The organism is Zophobihabitans entericus (assembly GCF_011745665.1).
GTDB lineage: Bacteria > Pseudomonadota > Gammaproteobacteria > Enterobacterales > Orbaceae > Zophobihabitans > Zophobihabitans entericus.
Window position 1 is genome coordinate 2,051,703 of record NZ_CP050253.1, and the last position, 16,358, is coordinate 2,068,060.

General features: G+C 38.3%; 16 protein-coding genes. 10 read left to right on the forward strand and 6 right to left on the reverse strand.

Annotation, left to right across the window (positions count from 1 at the left end):
• Positions 1-238 precede the first annotated feature (238 nt).
• On the reverse strand, positions 239-1,972 hold the full coding sequence (argS, locus tag IPMB12_RS09350) for an arginine--tRNA ligase (protein ID WP_166917090.1): 1,734 nt from the start codon (positions 1,970-1,972) through the stop codon (positions 239-241).
• A gap of 323 nt (positions 1,973-2,295) precedes the next feature.
• Here argS and IPMB12_RS09355 point away from each other — a divergent pair, with 323 nt between their 5' ends.
• The gene (locus tag IPMB12_RS09355; protein WP_166917091.1) at positions 2,296-2,961 is read left to right on the forward strand and encodes a GntR family transcriptional regulator; all 666 of its coding nucleotides are present in this window, start codon (positions 2,296-2,298) and stop codon (positions 2,959-2,961) included.
• A 232-nt stretch (positions 2,962-3,193) separates the two neighbouring features.
• Here IPMB12_RS09355 and IPMB12_RS09360 read toward each other — a convergent pair whose 3' ends face one another.
• A complete protein-coding gene (locus tag IPMB12_RS09360) occupies positions 3,194-4,393 on the reverse strand; it encodes an MFS transporter (RefSeq protein ID WP_166917764.1) in 1,200 nt (399 codons plus the stop codon).
• A 41-nt stretch (positions 4,394-4,434) separates the two neighbouring features.
• The gene (locus IPMB12_RS09365; protein WP_166917092.1) at positions 4,435-5,181 is read right to left on the reverse strand and encodes a nucleoside phosphorylase; all 747 of its coding nucleotides are present in this window, start codon (positions 5,179-5,181) and stop codon (positions 4,435-4,437) included.
• Positions 5,182-5,645: 464 nt separating this feature from the next.
• Between IPMB12_RS09365 and IPMB12_RS09370 the strand changes: the two genes are divergently transcribed.
• Positions 5,646-6,656 carry a DMT family transporter gene (locus tag IPMB12_RS09370; protein WP_166917093.1) on the forward strand — a complete coding sequence of 337 codons (1,011 nt, stop codon included), beginning with the start codon at positions 5,646-5,648 and terminating at the stop codon, positions 6,654-6,656.
• An 81-nt stretch (positions 6,657-6,737) separates the two neighbouring features.
• On the forward strand, positions 6,738-7,547 hold the full coding sequence (gene proC, locus IPMB12_RS09375) for a pyrroline-5-carboxylate reductase (protein ID WP_166917094.1): 810 nt from the start codon (positions 6,738-6,740) through the stop codon (positions 7,545-7,547).
• Positions 7,548-7,678: 131 nt separating this feature from the next.
• Here the strand turns inward: proC and IPMB12_RS09380 are convergent, their stop codons facing one another.
• Together IPMB12_RS09380 and IPMB12_RS09385 are read right to left on the reverse strand one after the other, a co-directional pair.
• Positions 7,679-8,575, reverse strand: a complete 897-nt coding sequence (locus IPMB12_RS09380) for a dihydrodipicolinate synthase family protein (protein ID WP_166917095.1) — start codon at positions 8,573-8,575, stop codon at positions 7,679-7,681.
• A gap of 343 nt (positions 8,576-8,918) precedes the next feature.
• The gene (locus IPMB12_RS09385) at positions 8,919-9,671 is read right to left on the reverse strand and encodes an IclR family transcriptional regulator (protein ID WP_208293480.1); all 753 of its coding nucleotides are present in this window, start codon (positions 9,669-9,671) and stop codon (positions 8,919-8,921) included.
• Positions 9,672-10,005: 334 nt separating this feature from the next.
• On the opposite strand from IPMB12_RS09385, the gene rplM reads away from it, so the two are divergent.
• The 5 genes from rplM (at position 10,006) to crcB (ending at position 12,576) form a co-directional block, all read left to right on the forward strand.
• Positions 10,006-10,434, forward strand: coding sequence for a 50S ribosomal protein L13 (gene rplM / locus IPMB12_RS09390; RefSeq protein WP_166917096.1), 429 nt, complete (start codon positions 10,006-10,008; stop codon positions 10,432-10,434).
• Positions 10,435-10,445: 11 nt separating this feature from the next.
• On the forward strand, positions 10,446-10,838 hold the full coding sequence (gene rpsI / locus IPMB12_RS09395; protein WP_166917097.1) for a 30S ribosomal protein S9: 393 nt from the start codon (positions 10,446-10,448) through the stop codon (positions 10,836-10,838).
• A gap of 270 nt (positions 10,839-11,108) precedes the next feature.
• Complete coding sequence (sspA, locus tag IPMB12_RS09400; RefSeq protein WP_166917098.1) at positions 11,109-11,741, forward strand: stringent starvation protein SspA; 633 nt, start codon at positions 11,109-11,111, stop codon at positions 11,739-11,741.
• A 1-nt stretch (position 11,742) separates the two neighbouring features.
• The gene (locus IPMB12_RS09405) at positions 11,743-12,162 is read left to right on the forward strand and encodes a ClpXP protease specificity-enhancing factor (RefSeq protein WP_166917099.1); all 420 of its coding nucleotides are present in this window, start codon (positions 11,743-11,745) and stop codon (positions 12,160-12,162) included.
• A gap of 45 nt (positions 12,163-12,207) precedes the next feature.
• Positions 12,208-12,576 (forward strand): fluoride efflux transporter CrcB, encoded by a 369-nt coding sequence (gene crcB, locus IPMB12_RS09410; protein WP_166917100.1) that lies wholly within the window; start codon positions 12,208-12,210, stop codon positions 12,574-12,576.
• A 23-nt stretch (positions 12,577-12,599) separates the two neighbouring features.
• Here the strand turns inward: crcB and IPMB12_RS09415 are convergent, their stop codons facing one another.
• Positions 12,600-14,552: an exoribonuclease II gene (locus tag IPMB12_RS09415; RefSeq protein ID WP_166917101.1), complete on the reverse strand. Its 1,953-nt coding sequence runs from the start codon at positions 14,550-14,552 to the stop codon at positions 12,600-12,602.
• Between the two features lie 305 nt (positions 14,553-14,857).
• Here IPMB12_RS09415 and IPMB12_RS09420 point away from each other — a divergent pair, with 305 nt between their 5' ends.
• Both IPMB12_RS09420 and purE read left to right on the forward strand, forming a co-directional pair.
• A complete protein-coding gene (locus tag IPMB12_RS09420) occupies positions 14,858-15,715 on the forward strand; it encodes an SDR family NAD(P)-dependent oxidoreductase (RefSeq protein ID WP_166917102.1) in 858 nt (285 codons plus the stop codon).
• 121 nt (positions 15,716-15,836) lie between these two features.
• Complete coding sequence (gene purE / locus IPMB12_RS09425; RefSeq protein ID WP_166917103.1) at positions 15,837-16,340, forward strand: 5-(carboxyamino)imidazole ribonucleotide mutase; 504 nt, start codon at positions 15,837-15,839, stop codon at positions 16,338-16,340.
• Positions 16,341-16,358 lie beyond the last annotated feature (18 nt).

Below are 16,358 nucleotides of genomic sequence, written 5' to 3' on the forward strand. Positions count from 1 at the left end.
CTCGAGCGGGTGCCTATGGGGTGCGGTAGGCCATCAAGTCTCACAGAACTTGCAACAACACCCAAAACATTGCGCCAGGGCGGCGCAGTCCGCCCCAAATACCATACTAACAACACCACCAGCCTGATAAATAACAAATACAAAATAACAGTTAACAACTTTCTCGATACATAAAAATCCCCCCAAAAGCTGAACTTTTGGGGGGATGGAAGAAATTAATTTTTAAACTAAATTAAGATTACATTTTCTCAACAGCTTTAATACCAAGCATCTGGAAGCCAACAGCCAGTGTTTTAGCCGTTAACGCTGATAATCTTAAACGACTGAGTTTTTGTGTCTCCGTATTTGCTGCCAGCACCGGGCAATTCTCATAGAAGCTAGAAAATAACGTAGCGATATCATAAAGATATGCACAAAGAATATGCGGAAGTCCTTCTTTAGCAACGCTTTGAATCGCTTCTTCAAACTGCATTAAACGGGCAGCTAAAGCATATTCTTTTTCATGTTCTAAAGAAATTTCACCACTTAATTTATCAATATCTAATTCCGCTTTTCTAAATAAAGATAGCACACGGGTATAAGCATATTGTAAATAAGGTGCTGTATTACCTTCAAATGCCAGCATATTATCCCAGTCAAACACATAATCGGTAGTCCGGTTTTTAGAAAGATCAGCGTACTTCACGGCACCAATTGATACCGCTTCTGCGATTTCGTGTAATTCGGTTTCCGGTAAATCAGGATTTTTACCACGGATTAAAACCAGCGCACGTTCAAGCGCTTCATCTAATAGATCGTTAAGTTTAATTGTTTCACCTGAACGCGTTTTAAATGGCTTACCATCTTTACCCAGCATCATTCCAAACATATGGTGTTCAAGTTGCAGTGATTCAGGAATATAACCTGCTTTATGGGCAATCAGCCAGACTTGTTCTAAATGCTGATGCTGGCGTGAATCGGTATAATATAAAATACGATCGCAATGCAGTTTAGTGTAACGATAGATGATTGCCGCAATATCAGTGGTTGCGTAAAGATAGCCACCATCACGTTTCTGGATGATCACACCCATTGGCTCGCCATCTTTATTTTTATATTCATCTAAATAAACAACTGTCGCGCCATCGCTTTCAACTGCCAGACCTTTTTCTCTCAGATCTTTCACAACACCGGCCAGCATATCGTTATACAGGCTTTCACCCATCGTATCTTCAAGTGATAAAGTCACATTCAGGCGTTTATAAGTAGCTACGTTTTGTGACATGGTGATATCTACCAGTTTACGCCACATATCTAAACAATAAGCATCACCACCTTGTAGTTTAACTACATAATTACGGGCTTTTTCTGCAAAGACTTCATCTTCATCATAATGTTTTTTAGCTGCACGATAGAAAGATTCAAGATCAGATAATGCCAGTTCATTAGCATTCTCATTTTGCACTTTTTCTAAATAGGCAATGAGCATACCAAACTGTGTACCCCAGTCACCAACGTGGTTAGCACGAATAACGTTATGACCTAAAAACTCTAATGTTCTGACTGTCGCGTCACCAATGATAGTTGAACGCAAGTGACCAACGTGCATCTCTTTAGCGACGTTAGGTGCCGAGTAGTCAACCAATACCGTTTGTGGTTTGCTGGTTGTGGTGATATTTAATTTATCTGTTGTCAGCGCTAAATCAGCTTGTTTAGCTACCCAGTGCTTATTTAAATAAATATTAATAAAGCCCGGGCCTGCGATTTCAACTTTATCGGCAATATGAGTTAAATCTAAATGACTGATGACTTGTTCTGCCAGCTGGCGAGGTTGCATACCCATTTTTTTAGCTGCGGCCATAATGCCATTTGCCTGATAGTCGCCAAATTGTGCTTTAGCTGATTGTTTAACTAAAGCATCACAATCAGAAGGCGCGCCCGCTGCAATAAGCGCTTGCATGATTTTATCTGATAATAAAGATTGAATATTCACTGATTAGACCTTTTGATAATCTTAAGTAATCTTTAAAAAATGGTAAACATGATAACCGTAACCAAGGAAATTGTCATTTAAGAAACGGGATTTTATTGTGTAAAAGAAAATATAATGGCTAATTTCGTTCTCATTTTGTTAAAAATAATGGAGATTTATTTTTTATTGAGAAGTGATGCGCTAATAATATGTATTAACAATTTTGGTTAAAATTGAGTAAGATAATCAAAAGATAATTTAAGTCATGACTAATTGTTTGAATCTGTAACAAAAGGTTATATTATGAGCCAAATTATTAAAATAAAGAGCAACGGGTATCATTAATGGGTGTAACCACATCAAAGCCGGATCAGAAATCGTTATCTTATCGTATTCGTGATGAACTAAAGCAGGATATTCTTCAGGGTGTTTTATTACCAGGTACTCAACTGCGTCAGGAGTCACTGGCTAAGCGCTTTAATTCCAGCCGGATTCCTGTGAGGGAAGCTCTGCGCCAGCTTGAAGTTGAAGGGTTGGTTAAATCAAAACTAAATCGTGGTGCGATTGTTTCAACCCCTAATTTAAATGATGTTTGTGATCTGCTTGAAATTCGTATTGCACTTGAGTGTAGAGCCGCCAAGTTAGCAGTACCAAATATGACCTCAGAAGATATTGCCAGATTAACTGAAATTCTTAATGCATATAGCCTGGCAAAAACTCCGGCGGAGTGTGCAGAGAACAATCGTCAGTTTCATTTAGCATTGTGCCTGCCAGCTAATAACAAACAGTTGACAGCCTTGATTAAACAATACTGCATGAGTACGTCTTCTCCTTATGCTAATTTTCATTTAGATATGACAACAGCCACAGATATAGAAGCTGTGCATCAGGACCATTATGCGATTTTAGATGCCTGTAAAGCACGGGACGTTGAAGCAGTAGTTACCATTTTAGAAAATCATATTAAAGCGACTAAACTGTGTTTGTTAAAATTTCAGCAATGTGTATAAATGTTATTATTAGTGGAGTTGCGCGACATCGTCACGCTTATAGATATTTGATAGTGAAAAGCCATTAGCCTGTGCGTGAGCTTATCGGTACTATTCCGATGCGCTCGAAATGCAAGCATTAAACGCTGACTCCATAGAACCGATAAGCTCAATTAACACTTCATATAATCCAACGATTAATAAAAAAGGGCTGATTTAGCCCTTTTTTATTGTTCTGTTTTAATCAATCAAGTTAATCAAGACCACTAACATCTCTTTTTGGTAACAGAATGATCATCACCAGAGAAACTGTATAGAGCACGGCTAAAAACGTCATGGCGATAAGCATTGAGTGATGTTCTAGCAGATAACCGATGATAAATGGTGAGAAGCCACCAACAGCGCGGCCGGTATTAAAGATAACGTTATTGGCAGTACTTCTAATTGCGGTTGGATAATGATTACTGATCAGAGCACCATAACCGGCACTCATACCGTTTACAAAGAATCCAACTACAGTACCACCAATAAGCAGAGCGATACTATCTGAAATATAGACATAGACGAAAATAGAAATACCTGCTGCAATCAAGAAAAGTGGGTAAGCGCGTTTAGCCCCGAGTCTGTCCATGATTTGTCCAAAAGTAATCATACCAAGACACATGCCGGCAATAGTACTGATCATCCATAAAGATGAGCCGGTTACCGACAAACCTAATTCTTTTTGTAAGATAGATGGCAGCCAGTTCATCAGACCATAATAACCGGCAACCTGCACAGCAGCCATGACAGTTAAGGCAACAGTGGTAAAGGCTGTTTTAGGTGAATTAAATAGGGTACCAATTGAAATTCTTTGTGTTGGATCTTTTTTATGTTGTCTGAGCCAGGTTGGTGTTTCTTTTAGATGTTTGCGAACAAAGTAAATCCAAAAGACGGGTAATATACCGATCACAAACAGAACACGCCAGCCAAGCCATGGAATAATCAGTGCCGCAAGTAACGCTGCGGCAACAGCACCGGCTTGCCCACCAAGTGATATCATTGATGAAGCACGACCACGTTTATTCGCTGCATACACATCAGCCACCATCGCCATACCAATACCAAACTCACCACCGCCACCAACACCAGCCAGAAAGCGCAATACATATACCCAATAAATATTAGTTGCAAAAGCAGTTAGTGCAGTTGCAATAGCAAACAAGAAAATTGTATAAGTAAAAATACGTACTCGTCCGTAGCGGTCAGCCAGCAGACCAAAAATAACGCCACCAACCAGCATACCTAAGTTGGTGACAGTAGCGATCAGTCCTGCCTCAGCTGAACTAATCCCAAAGGAAACAATAATTGAGGAGAGCGCAAAGGACAGGAACATAATATCCATACCTTCCAGACCAAGCCCCATCATGGCACTACGTAATACTTTTCTTTGATAGGCAGGAGTAATCTCCATGCTGGTATCTTCTGTTGTTTGATTATTCATAGGTAACCTTATTATTTTGTTTGAAGAATTGCTTCGATAACAGTTTTTGCGACGTATTTATGTCTTGCTTGATAATCAGCATCAGACATCCATTTGTCCTGACTTCTGGCAACGTGAGCGACTAAACAGTTAGCAGCCGGCACACGGTACAGAGCAGATAATAGGTAAATAACTGCAGTTTCCATTTCAGCATTAAGTATTTGACGCTTTTTCCAGTAGGATAAAACTTGTTGTGCTTCTTCCTGCCCAAACAGATTGAGATCACGCCCCTGAGACAGATAGAAACCTTCAGCTGTTAAACCTATTCCGGTATGAATTTGGTCATCTTGATTAAATTGCCGATAGATTTGATTGAAGAGAAGGGGATCAGCACTGGCTGGATAAGTTTCAGGCACATAGCAGCTTAACATACCCTGGCTGCGTACCATGGCGTGATTCATAATGATATCACCGGCTTGTATATGGTCTTGCCATGCACCACAACCGCCAATACGCACCAGTCTTTTGGCTCCAGACTGAATTAATTCAATAACGGCAATTTCTGTTGAACCAATACCAATACCTGTGGAGGCAATAGAAATTCGGGTATTTTGATATAAGCCGGTAACACAAATAAACTCACGATTATTCACAATTTCTTTAGGACTATCTAATAATTCGGCAAACAGTTTTACGCGTCCGGGATCACCAACTAATATCGTCAGTTCTCCTGCATCTTGCTCTGTAAATCCCTTAAGATGGTGATTCTCAATTGACATATTAACCTCGAAAGTGAGTGCTTAAATCAACTATATGGATGTAATAATTTTAAACAGATCAAGACCTTGATATTGCTTCAAAAGTATTGAACAGTTTTAGCCAGGTTGATTTATAAGCACCAGAAAACACGGGTGGAAGAATGTATGAAAGCCTGTCACATCATAGTTTAAGTTATAAATAATTTCAAATTTCCATAATAAGAACTATAACTTTTTTAAAGTTTATTTAAATCAATATGTTAAAAAATAATATGTGATATTGGATACATTTTAATATTATTAGTATTAAAAAATGTATCCAATTATGGTTTAATAAAATGGATACATTTTGATAGTCCTTGTTGCTTGTTCAAACTTACTTATCAATTTAATACGTTTATAAGTAGGAATTGAACATAGCTAACCGATTATAGAGACAGTGATGGGTTAGCTATGTTCAAATTTAAAATTCAGAGGATATCATTATGAGTATAGCCAAAAAAGTTGTACCCAGTGCACTTGTTTTAGCTTTAACATCAATTTTCGTTAACGTATTGTGGGGAACCCCATTTCCATTAGTTAAAGAGATGTATGTGGAAATGAATTTACTACCGTCAATACTTGGAGATAACTATAACGGACAAGTTTTAACTGCAATCAGTATTCGTTTCTTTTTAGCTGGTATCATGACATTACTCATGGCGATGTGTATGAAGCAGAACATCTTTGCTGTAAGCAAAAAACAGTGGAAAGATGTGACTTATATGGGGCTGGTAAGTACAACGGCAGCTTATTTCTTTTTTAATATCGGTCTGGTGCATACGGTAACGATTAAATCGTCTATCTTAGCGCAGGCATCGATTTTCTTCTCTGTTTTACTTGCTCACTTTGCCTATAAAAATGACAGAATGAATAAAGCAAAATGGATCGGTTTACTGTTTGGATTTGCAGGACTGGTGATTGTCAACGTCGCTAAACCAACTGCTAATATTAGTGAATTATTTAGCTTTAATCTGCTGGGTGATGGCTTTATGTTACTTTATGGACTAGTTGCGGCAATTGGTATGATGCAGGCTCGAGCGATTGGTTCAACGCTACCAGTGTTTGTCATGACAGGCTGGAATCTGCTGATTGGTTCTATCGTTTTATTTGCTATCGGTATTTTTATGGGAGGTAGCTTATCGTTGATTCACTGGACACCACTTGGCACTATTTTACTCGTCTTCTTAGCATTACTTTCTAGTGTTACTTTTGGTTTATGGTACTGGGTTGTACAATATGCCAAAATTGGTGAAGTTTCTATGTACAAGTTCTTCATGCCGGTTTCAGGAAGTTTGCTTGCAATTATGATCGGTCAGGATGCATTCACAATTCCTTTAGCAATTGGTTTAATTTTAGTTTGTTTTGGTATTGTTATCGTTAATAAACCAGAAATTTTAGGTTTAAAAAAGAAAACAGCACAACAACCAGCAGAAACTATCGAAAAGAAAGAGTAGAATAGCGTACAGATTATTTATGAGTAGTGAATATTTTCACTACTCAAATTGATTAAATAGATAAATTAATGAGGTTTAAATATGAAGCAGCATATTGGTTTTATTGGTTCTGGTAATATGGGAACGGCAATTATTAAAGGTCTTGTTTCTAGTAAAGTTGCTAAAGCCAGCCAAATTTCTGTTTTTGATATTCAACTTGATAAAGTGAAAGCATTAAGCAAAGAGATTGGAATTAATGCGGTTGAGTCTCAAGACAAGATCATGGATGTGGCTGATATCATTTTCTTAGCAGTTAAACCTAATATTATGGGGAAAGTGCTTAGTGATATTAAAGCGAAACTAACAAAGAAATCAATTCTTGTATCAATCGCTGCTGGTGTAACGATTGATACAATTGAGAAAGTGATTGGCAAAGGCTACAAAATTGTACGTATCATGCCAAATACTCCGGCACTGGTGAATATGGGGATGTCATCTATCACGCCAAACGATAAAGTTACTGATAGTGAACTAAAAGTGATTTCAACTATTTTTGATAGCCTTGGTCGTTCTGAAGTGGTGCCAGAGTACTTAATTCACTCAGTCGTAGGTGTGAGTGGTTCTGCTCCGGCTTATGTATTTATGTTTATTGAAGCGATGGCAGATGCGGCTGTTCTGGCGGGTATGCCAAGAGCACAAGCTTATACTTTTGCGGCCCAAACAGTAATGGGTTCAGCCAAAATGGTAATGGAAACCGGTAAACATCCGGGCGAGCTAAAAGATATGGTCTGTTCACCAGGTGGTACAACTATTGAAGCAGTTAAAGTACTGGAAGAAAAAGGCTTCCGCGCAGCAGTCATTGACGCTATGATCAGCTGTATGGATAAGTCAGAAGCATTATCAAATAAATAAGTATTGCGACTTTTAAATACGAATAAACCCGATATATTATCGGGTTTATTTTTTGGTAAAATATTAATTCATTATTCTAAATCAGTTTCTTTAAATAATATCTTTTAGCAGGAAACTGATTTTTCAGTAAATTATAAATTAAATAATTTATCTACTGCTTTAATTTGCTCTGCATTGAGCTTACCACCAAAGTTACGGGAGTTTGGCTCCATATAACCGAATTTTCTCGAAACAGTTGTTTTGATGGTGGTAACAAAATCATCACCAATAGTATAAATACTTGATAAGCGTCCAATCTCTTTATGTAACTCTGCAACATCAGAAAGATTATTGGCTTTATAAGATTTAAATATTTGAGCAAATAGTTCCGGGACGACGTTGTTAAGACCGGATAATACACCACCGCCGCCATTCATCAGGTTAGGGACAAAGTATTCGTCAAATCCACCCCAGACACAGAAATCATCACGTAGCGGTTTTGTTGCCCGGACAATCGCTCGGGTATGAGAAGAGCAGTCCACAGTATCTTTAATACCAATAAATTTTGGACAATGTTGAATGAGTTTTGTGGCAAGTGCTGCATCCACATCACAACCGGTACGGGCAGGGAAGTTGTAGATAAACCAGTTACCCTGAAAACGAGAATCCAGATGCATATAATATTCAAACAGTTGGTTGGCAGTTTGTGCATAGTAATAAGGTGGTAATGCCATGACTGAATCATAACCTGTTTCAAACGCGGCATCAGCCAGTCTGACCATATCATCAATAACGGTAGTTGAAACATGAGCAATAACAGGCAGGTCAGTCATCTTATGAGCCTCTTTAATCAGAGATAGACGCTCTTCCATACTGAGATTTACGAACTCACCGATGGTTCCCATGAGAAGAATACCGGTAATACCTGAATCGGTCAGTCTGGCAAAATGTTTTTCTAAACCGTGGAAATCAATTTTATTGTCGGGCGTAAAAGGAATAATAGAAGGACAAACTGCACCAGTATAATCAATTTTTGCTTTTGTACTCATGATATTACCTCATTAAATAGTATTTAGATTAAATATAATTTAACACCTGTATATGGAGATAATTATCAGTATACTGAATTTTACAAATTATTCATGTTATTATTGATGATTTTGTGAACTAAATAACATATCTACTATGTAGAATAATTGTTAAATATTTATCTCTCTAAATTTTAAATAGTTATTTATAAAAAAGCTTACAATTCAAAGGATAAATTTGCCGGAAATATCATTATCGTGGATGTACTTTGGCAATAGGTCATTGGCAGAACATAGCAATACATTTAAACGATTTGTAGTATCATTTGTAGGAGTGAATTCAGGCTGCTGTTTGATGCTTATGTTAACGAATTTTTTCTGCCAGCATATTAGCAGCACAGATAACATGCTCAGAAAATTGGGCAATTTTTTCAGCCGGCATCTGAAAGACAACACCTGAAGTACTAATAGCTGCAACCACATTACCACGCTGATCAAAGACCGGAGCTGCAATACAGGTGACGCCGTCGTAGTCTTCACCATTATCAAATGCCCAGCCTTTTTGCCTGACAGTGGCAAGTTCTTGTTTAAAAGCTGTACGAGTGGAAATAGACTTGGTAGTTTTAACTGCAAGCTTTTCTTCCGGGAGTAGCTGGTCGATCTTCTCTTCCGGTAGCCAGGCCAGTAACACTTTACCCAGACTTGAAGTATGTAAGGATAATCGCTTACCTAACCAGCTTTTAATCATAATCGCATTCGGGCTTTCGACTTTAGCCAGATAAATGGCTGATTGTCCGTCTAAGATACCTAAGTGACAAGCCAGCTGAGTTTGATCACGCAGATAAGTGAGCGGTTCTATGGCCAGCTCTTTAATATTAAATTGTTCAATCGCTTTATTACCTAGCTCATAGAACATCAGTCCTAAAAAATATTTACCTTCACTTTGTCGGAGTAAACCATGTGCAACCAGACTGGCAAGCAGAGTAGAAGTCGAGCTTTGTGGTAAGGATAGTCCCTGATAGATCTGACTATAAGTAGACGCACCATTTTGCAGTAAAAACTGAAAAATACGGACACTTTTATCCAGAGCAGGGGTTTGGGTTGCTATTTCACTCATATTCAGTAGGAAAGTCAGTTAGTTAATAAGGGCTAGTATAATGGATTTTTGGATTTTCTAAATAGTCAGCCTGACAGATTGCGAATAAGATCAAAGAAAGTTAAATATGGATAAATTTATAGCAGATTTTATTGATACGCCTCTGGTGCTTTAGTGTTTTTACTGTATAATACTGCGCACCCACGTTACTAAACAATGCTTTTCCCGGTATTGTTTAATTTAGAATGATAGCTCGAAGGGGTTGCTGTTCTATGTTAAAAAGTGTAAATAAATAAAAGACTTATGTTTTTAATTTATTAACGTGAGATTAATATTTAATTGGGTAATTAACATAATGAAAACTTTTTCAGCTAAGCCAGAAACAGTTAAACGCGACTGGTATGTTGTTGACGCAACTGGTAAAACACTAGGTCGTTTAGCAACTGAACTTGCTCGTCGTTTACGCGGTAAGCACAAAGCAGAATATACACCACATGTTGATACAGGTGACTATTTAATCGTTATCAATGCGGACAAAGTTGCTGTAACAGGCAGAAAACGTACTGATAAGATCTATTATAGCTACACTGGTTACATTGGTGGTCTTAAAGAAGCAACATTCAATGAGATGATCGAACGTCATCCAGAACGTGTTATTGAAATTGCTGTAAAAGGCATGTTACCAAAAGGTCCTCTTGGTCGCGCAATGTACCGTAAACTTAAAGTTTATGCAGGTAGTGAGCACAATCATGCGGCACAACAACCGCAAGTATTAGACATTTAAGGGGATTAAAGATGGCTGACAATCAATATTACGGCACTGGTCGCCGCAAAAGTTCATCTGCACGTGTGTTTATCAAACCTGGCAGTGGAAATATCGTTATTAACCAACGCAGCTTAGAGCAATATTTTGGTCGCGATACTGCACGTATGGTGGTTATGCAACCACTAGAATTAGTTGAAATGACTAATAAACTTGATCTATACATCACTGTAGCTGGTGGTGGTATCTCTGGTCAGGCTGGTGCTATCCGTCACGGTATTACTCGTGCGCTAATGGAATATGATGAAACATTACGCCCGGCATTACGTCAGGCAGGTTTTGTAACACGTGATGCTCGTAAAGTTGAACGTAAGAAAGTGGGTCTACGCAAAGCGCGTCGTCGTCCACAATTCTCAAAACGTTAATTTTTGTTTTATCGTTTTATATCAAAACCCGGCTATGCCGGGTTTTTTATTGTTTATTTTTCAGCGTGCATAGTAAAACTGTTGAATAAATTATTCTATTTTGTTCTGTCAATTTAGTAAAAAATCGTGATGATTTTATTTTATAATTTTCAAATTACTTTAATAAATTCAAATAATAATAAGATATTTTAGCACTTTGTGTAACAATTTGATAAAATAGACAGATTCACTAATCTCTCTACATTGAATTCTACTTTTTTGGAGTTTTGCATGGTTGTCGCTGTTAATAAACGCTCTGTAATGACACTTTTTTCTGATACAACAAATATTTATGGTCATCAGATCCGTTTGGTTTTAGCTGAGAAGGGCGTAACTGCTGAAGTTGAAGTTGTTGAATCTTCCAACTTACCGCAGGAATTACTCGATCTTAATCCGTATGGAACAATTCCGACATTAATTGATCGTGATTTGACCCTTTATGAACCACATATTGCACTTGAATATCTTGATGAGCGTTTCCCTCATCCACCGCTTATGCCGGTATACCCGATTGCACGTGCAAATTCACGTTTAATTATGTACCGTATTCGTCGTGAATGGTACAGCGCATATGAAACGATTATCGATAATCCGGAATCAAAGAATGCTGCGGCTGCGCGTAAGGTATTACTGGAAGATTTAACAGCTATTTCTGCTATCTTCAAAGAAAAAGATTACTTTATGAGTGATGATTTTGGTTTAAATGATTGCTATATGGCTCCGCTATTATGGCGTCTGCCATTACTTGGTATTGAGTTCCCGAAAGTTGCGGAGAAGAACTTAACACCATATATGAATCGTTTATTTGAACGCGCTGCATTTATTGAATCATTAACCGAAGATGAGAAGAAAATAAGAGCTTAAAATGGAACTTTCTGAAATGTCACCGCGCCGTCCTTATTTGTTCAGGGCGTTTTATGACTGGATTTTAGATAATGAATTAACACCGTATGTGGTAGTAGACGCTACACGTTATGGTGTCGATGTTCCTTTTGAATTTGTTAAAGATGGGCAAATCGTATTAAATATTGCACCGCAATCTGTCGGGCAATTTAATTTAAATAATGATGGTCTGGCTTTTAACGCTCGTTTTGGTGGTGTCCCTCATCAGATTACGGTTCCGATGTCAGCAATTGAAGCGATCTACGCCCGTGAAAACGGAGCAGGTATCGCTTTTGAGCCGGAACCGTTCTATGATAAAGAACGTGATAAACAACTCGCACAGGAAGATGCGACGAACAAACCTGATACGAAAGGTCGTCCGACGTTTCGTGTTGTCAAGTAGTCACTCAGGATGAGCGGCTTCGTAAGTGTAAAAGGAATTTAGGTCATGATGGTCTTAATGGTCGCAATTGGCGGTGCAATCGGTTCAGTCCTGCGTTATTGGACGACAATTCTTTCAGTACAATGTCTTGGCACTTCTTTCCCTTTCGGCACGCTCATTGTTAACGTATTAGGTTCGTTTATCCTTGGACTCATGCTTTCCGCTGTTGAGTTTAATATTCTGCTTTCTCCCTACTGGAAACCACTGATTACAGTTGGTTTACTGGGTGGTTTCACGACATTCTCTACATTTTCATTTGATACTTTGGCTTTGTTTATGCAGGGTGAATATATCAAAGGTGGACTGAATATTGCATTAAACTTAGTGTTAGGTTTGATGGCAGTGTCGCTAGGTTACTATCTGTTAAAACAGTAACCCAGCTTACTTATTTGGTTGTTTTATTTGGCTTGGTTCAAGGCAGAGGCCGGTTTTGCAATCACAGCCTGATATTCTGGTTTTACTTCACTAATTTGCACCGTCAGACGATCAGCAATACGATAAGTTGTCTGATCTTTAATTTTTAGCAAACCTTCATCAGGGGAAATAGTCACATCTTCTTTAACCGGATGGATAAGTGAAGCTGGCATAAATGCCATCGCGCCAATTTCAGTTAGTTTTACTTTAATACCACCTTTATTGATATCGACAATTTCAGCTGCAAATGGTTCATCAATTTTATTTAGCAGATACTGTGCGTAGAGATAATTAGAGAGATCACGTTCAGCACCACGCATCTGTTTACGCCTTTCGACCATTTTTTCTAAAATGGACTCTTCTGGCTTAACAAATTGTTGTTGACGGATCATAGCTTTAATCAGGTGATGATTGAGCATATCGCTATATTTACGAATCGGTGATGTCCAGGTGGTATAAAGCTTAAAGCCTAAACCAAAATGTGGTCTTGGCTGGAAGGTGAAATCAGCCGGGGCCAGGTAACGACGTAATCGGGCATCTAAAAAAGAATTATTTTGCGTTAATCTCTTCAGTTGTATATAGCCATCAAATGAGGCCAGGGCTTCTTTATCAAATTGAGTGATTTGGTTATCAACCAGTATTTTGTGAACCGTTTCCAGATATTTCGGATCAAAACCGATATGAGCACTAAATACACCAAATCCCAATGTGTTTTCTAGTTGTGTCGCTAGTGCCTTATTGGCTGCAATCATCGCCTCTTCAACAATTTTATTTGCGGTGCGACGCTCTTCTTTGACAATACTTTGTACCTGATTTTGCTCATCCAGAATAAAGCGATAATCACTTTGGTCCTGAAACAAAATAGCATTATGATTACGCCACTGAATACGGGCATTAGCCATTTGTACTAAAAGGGGGAATTGTTGCTTAATTTGCTCGTTATCTGGTTGCCAGTCACCTTTGTTTTCCAAATAGTCAGAGACTAAATGGTAAGCAAGTTTGGCTTTTGACTCGATCCAGGCGAGTGTAAATGTAGCATCTTTTAGAATCTGCCCTTGAGGACTAATCATCACGTTACAGACAATTGCCGGGCGCTTAGCTTTTGCTTTTAAAGAACAAAGGTCGTTAGCGACATTTTGTGGTAACATCGACACATGATAATTAGGCAAATAAGTGGTGAAGATACGGTGTTTAGCAACGTTATCCAGAGGGCTATTTTCAGCGATATAAGCTGTTGGGTCAGCGATAGCGACAGATAATAGATAGTTACCATGCTCATCCAGACTAATTTTTAAGGCGTCATCCATATCATAGGTGTCAGCACTATCTATAGTGAAGAACGGCTCATTGGTTAAGTCCTGACGATTTTTCTCTTCACCGGCAAGGAGTTCTAATTGTACATCTTCAGGTGTTTCGGTCTCTAAATTATGACGAGTTAAGGTGATAAGCCACAATGCCAGTTTATTATTTTTATGAGTAATAAATTCAGTCACTTCAGCAGAGAAATGTTTACCATCTTTTTTCAGCGGGTGTTCCTTTAATTCAGCAATAACCCAGTCACCAGCCTCAAGACGTTGTTTTACTGATGGCATGACCTTGCCTCGAATCGTATTTCTGGTCATCAGATGATCAGCATGTAAAACGAGGTGATTATTTTCAAATGCCACACGAGCAATAAAACGAACTAACGGAGTTTCAATTAATGATTCTGGTTCAAATTGTTCCTTTCCATCTTGCTGTTGCAAAATCCCTGAAACACGATCGCCGTGGACCAGCTTACGCATTTGTGTATTAGGAATATAATAACTTTTTTTATTGTTATCTAATTCAAGAAAACCATAGCCTTTTTCATGAGCGCGTACGGTACCTTCGATACGAGGGGTTTCTTTGTGTAACTGTTGTTTAAGTTGAGCAAGTAGTGGATTATTTTGAAACATAAAAGCTAATTAATTCTTTCAGTTATTAGGTGAATTTCAATCTTAACACAAAGTATTTGTAGTAATAAATAGTTATCTCTTACCTGTATCAGTAACCACAATATTTAAAAGGATAAATTTTACCCGGCTAATGCGGTTATTGCCATATCTATACAGATAATCGCAACAGTTTAAATTTTCCTTAATTAATTTAGTGATGAGTATCAAACTTTTGATATTTAATGAAAAATAGCATTAGTAAATGAAAGGTCTTTATGATTAAAATACACCATTGTTTTTTTTAGTCATTTTATGAGGTTTTAAACATGAGTAATAGTTGGCTGGGCTTAGAGTCTGACGTATGTGTTATCACTGGTGCTGTTGGTGGCATGGGGTCTGAGATTTCCCGTGAATTTGCAAAGCAAAAAGCAAAATTAGTATTAGTCGATCTTGATGAAGCAAAATGCCAGCAATTCGCTGCTGAATTATCTAAAGAATATGGGATTGAAGCAATTGGGCTTTCTTGTAATACGACAAATGAAGCAAGTGTTGATGCAGCAGTCCAAAAAGTGAAAGAGAAATTTGGTCGTTGTGATGTGTTGGTCAATACCGCAGCGATTTTGCGTTTCTGTCCACTTGAAGATCTGCCTCTGGATGAGTGGAACCAAACAATTAATGTTAATATGACGGGTTATTTTCTAATGTCTCAACGCTTTGGTCGTTTAATGATCGAGCAAAAATCAGGTCGTATGGTACATATTTCAACTGTGGCGTCTCATACACCAGAAACATACAGTGGTGCATACAGTGCAACTAAAGCAGCAGTATCTATGATGTCTAAACAAATTGCTGCAGAATGGGGCCAATTTGGTATCCGTAGTAATGCGATTTGTCCTTGCTTTGTAAAAACGCCTTTATCAAAAAAATTCTATGAAGATAAAGCGGTAGAAGAAGGTCGTACTCGTATGATCGCAAGTCGTCGTATCGGTGAGACGATGGATATCGCTAATGCGGTGCTTTATCTTGCAAGTAAACGTTCTGATTACTCAAATGGTACAGAACTTGTGGTTGATGGTGGTTACGAAGTCATGCTTGGTGACTTAGTTCCACGCCCTGGTGGTCGTCGTCAGTTTGCTATCGAGCAACACGCAGCCGCGCAAGCAGCTAAAGCTGCAAAAAAATAGTTTTATGTGGTGTGTTTTTACAGGGAGCCTTGGCTCCCTTTTTTATTTTTCATTTCCTCTTATATTCATTATTCACTATAATGGAAAACTAAATCTTCTCTATAACAATGGGTTGTTATTTATGCATAACGCTGCACCTAAAGTTGCTATTGTGATGGGTTCTAAAAGTGATTGGTCAACCATGTTACATGCGGCTGATATCTTAACTGCTTTACAGATTGCCTATCATGTGGAAATTGTCTCTGCTCATCGTACTCCGGATAAACTATTCCAGTTTGCTGAAAATGCCAAAAAAAGTGGTTATGATGTGATTATTGCCGGTGCCGGTGGGGCTGCTCATCTGCCTGGAATGCTGGCAGCTAAAACACTTGTACCGGTATTTGGTGTTCCTGTACAAAGCGCTGCTTTGAGTGGAGTAGATAGTTTGTATTCAATTGTTCAGATGCCAAAAGGTATTCCGGTTGGAACACTCGCTATTGGTAAATCAGGTGCTGCTAATGCGGCGTTACTGGCTGCTCAGGTTTTAGCTTTGCATGATAAAGTGATTTATCAGCGTTTACAGGACTGGCGTTTAAAACAAACGCAGGAAGTGTTAGATAATCCTGATCCCACCGTTGAAGAGTAAGAAATAAGGAATCCTGTT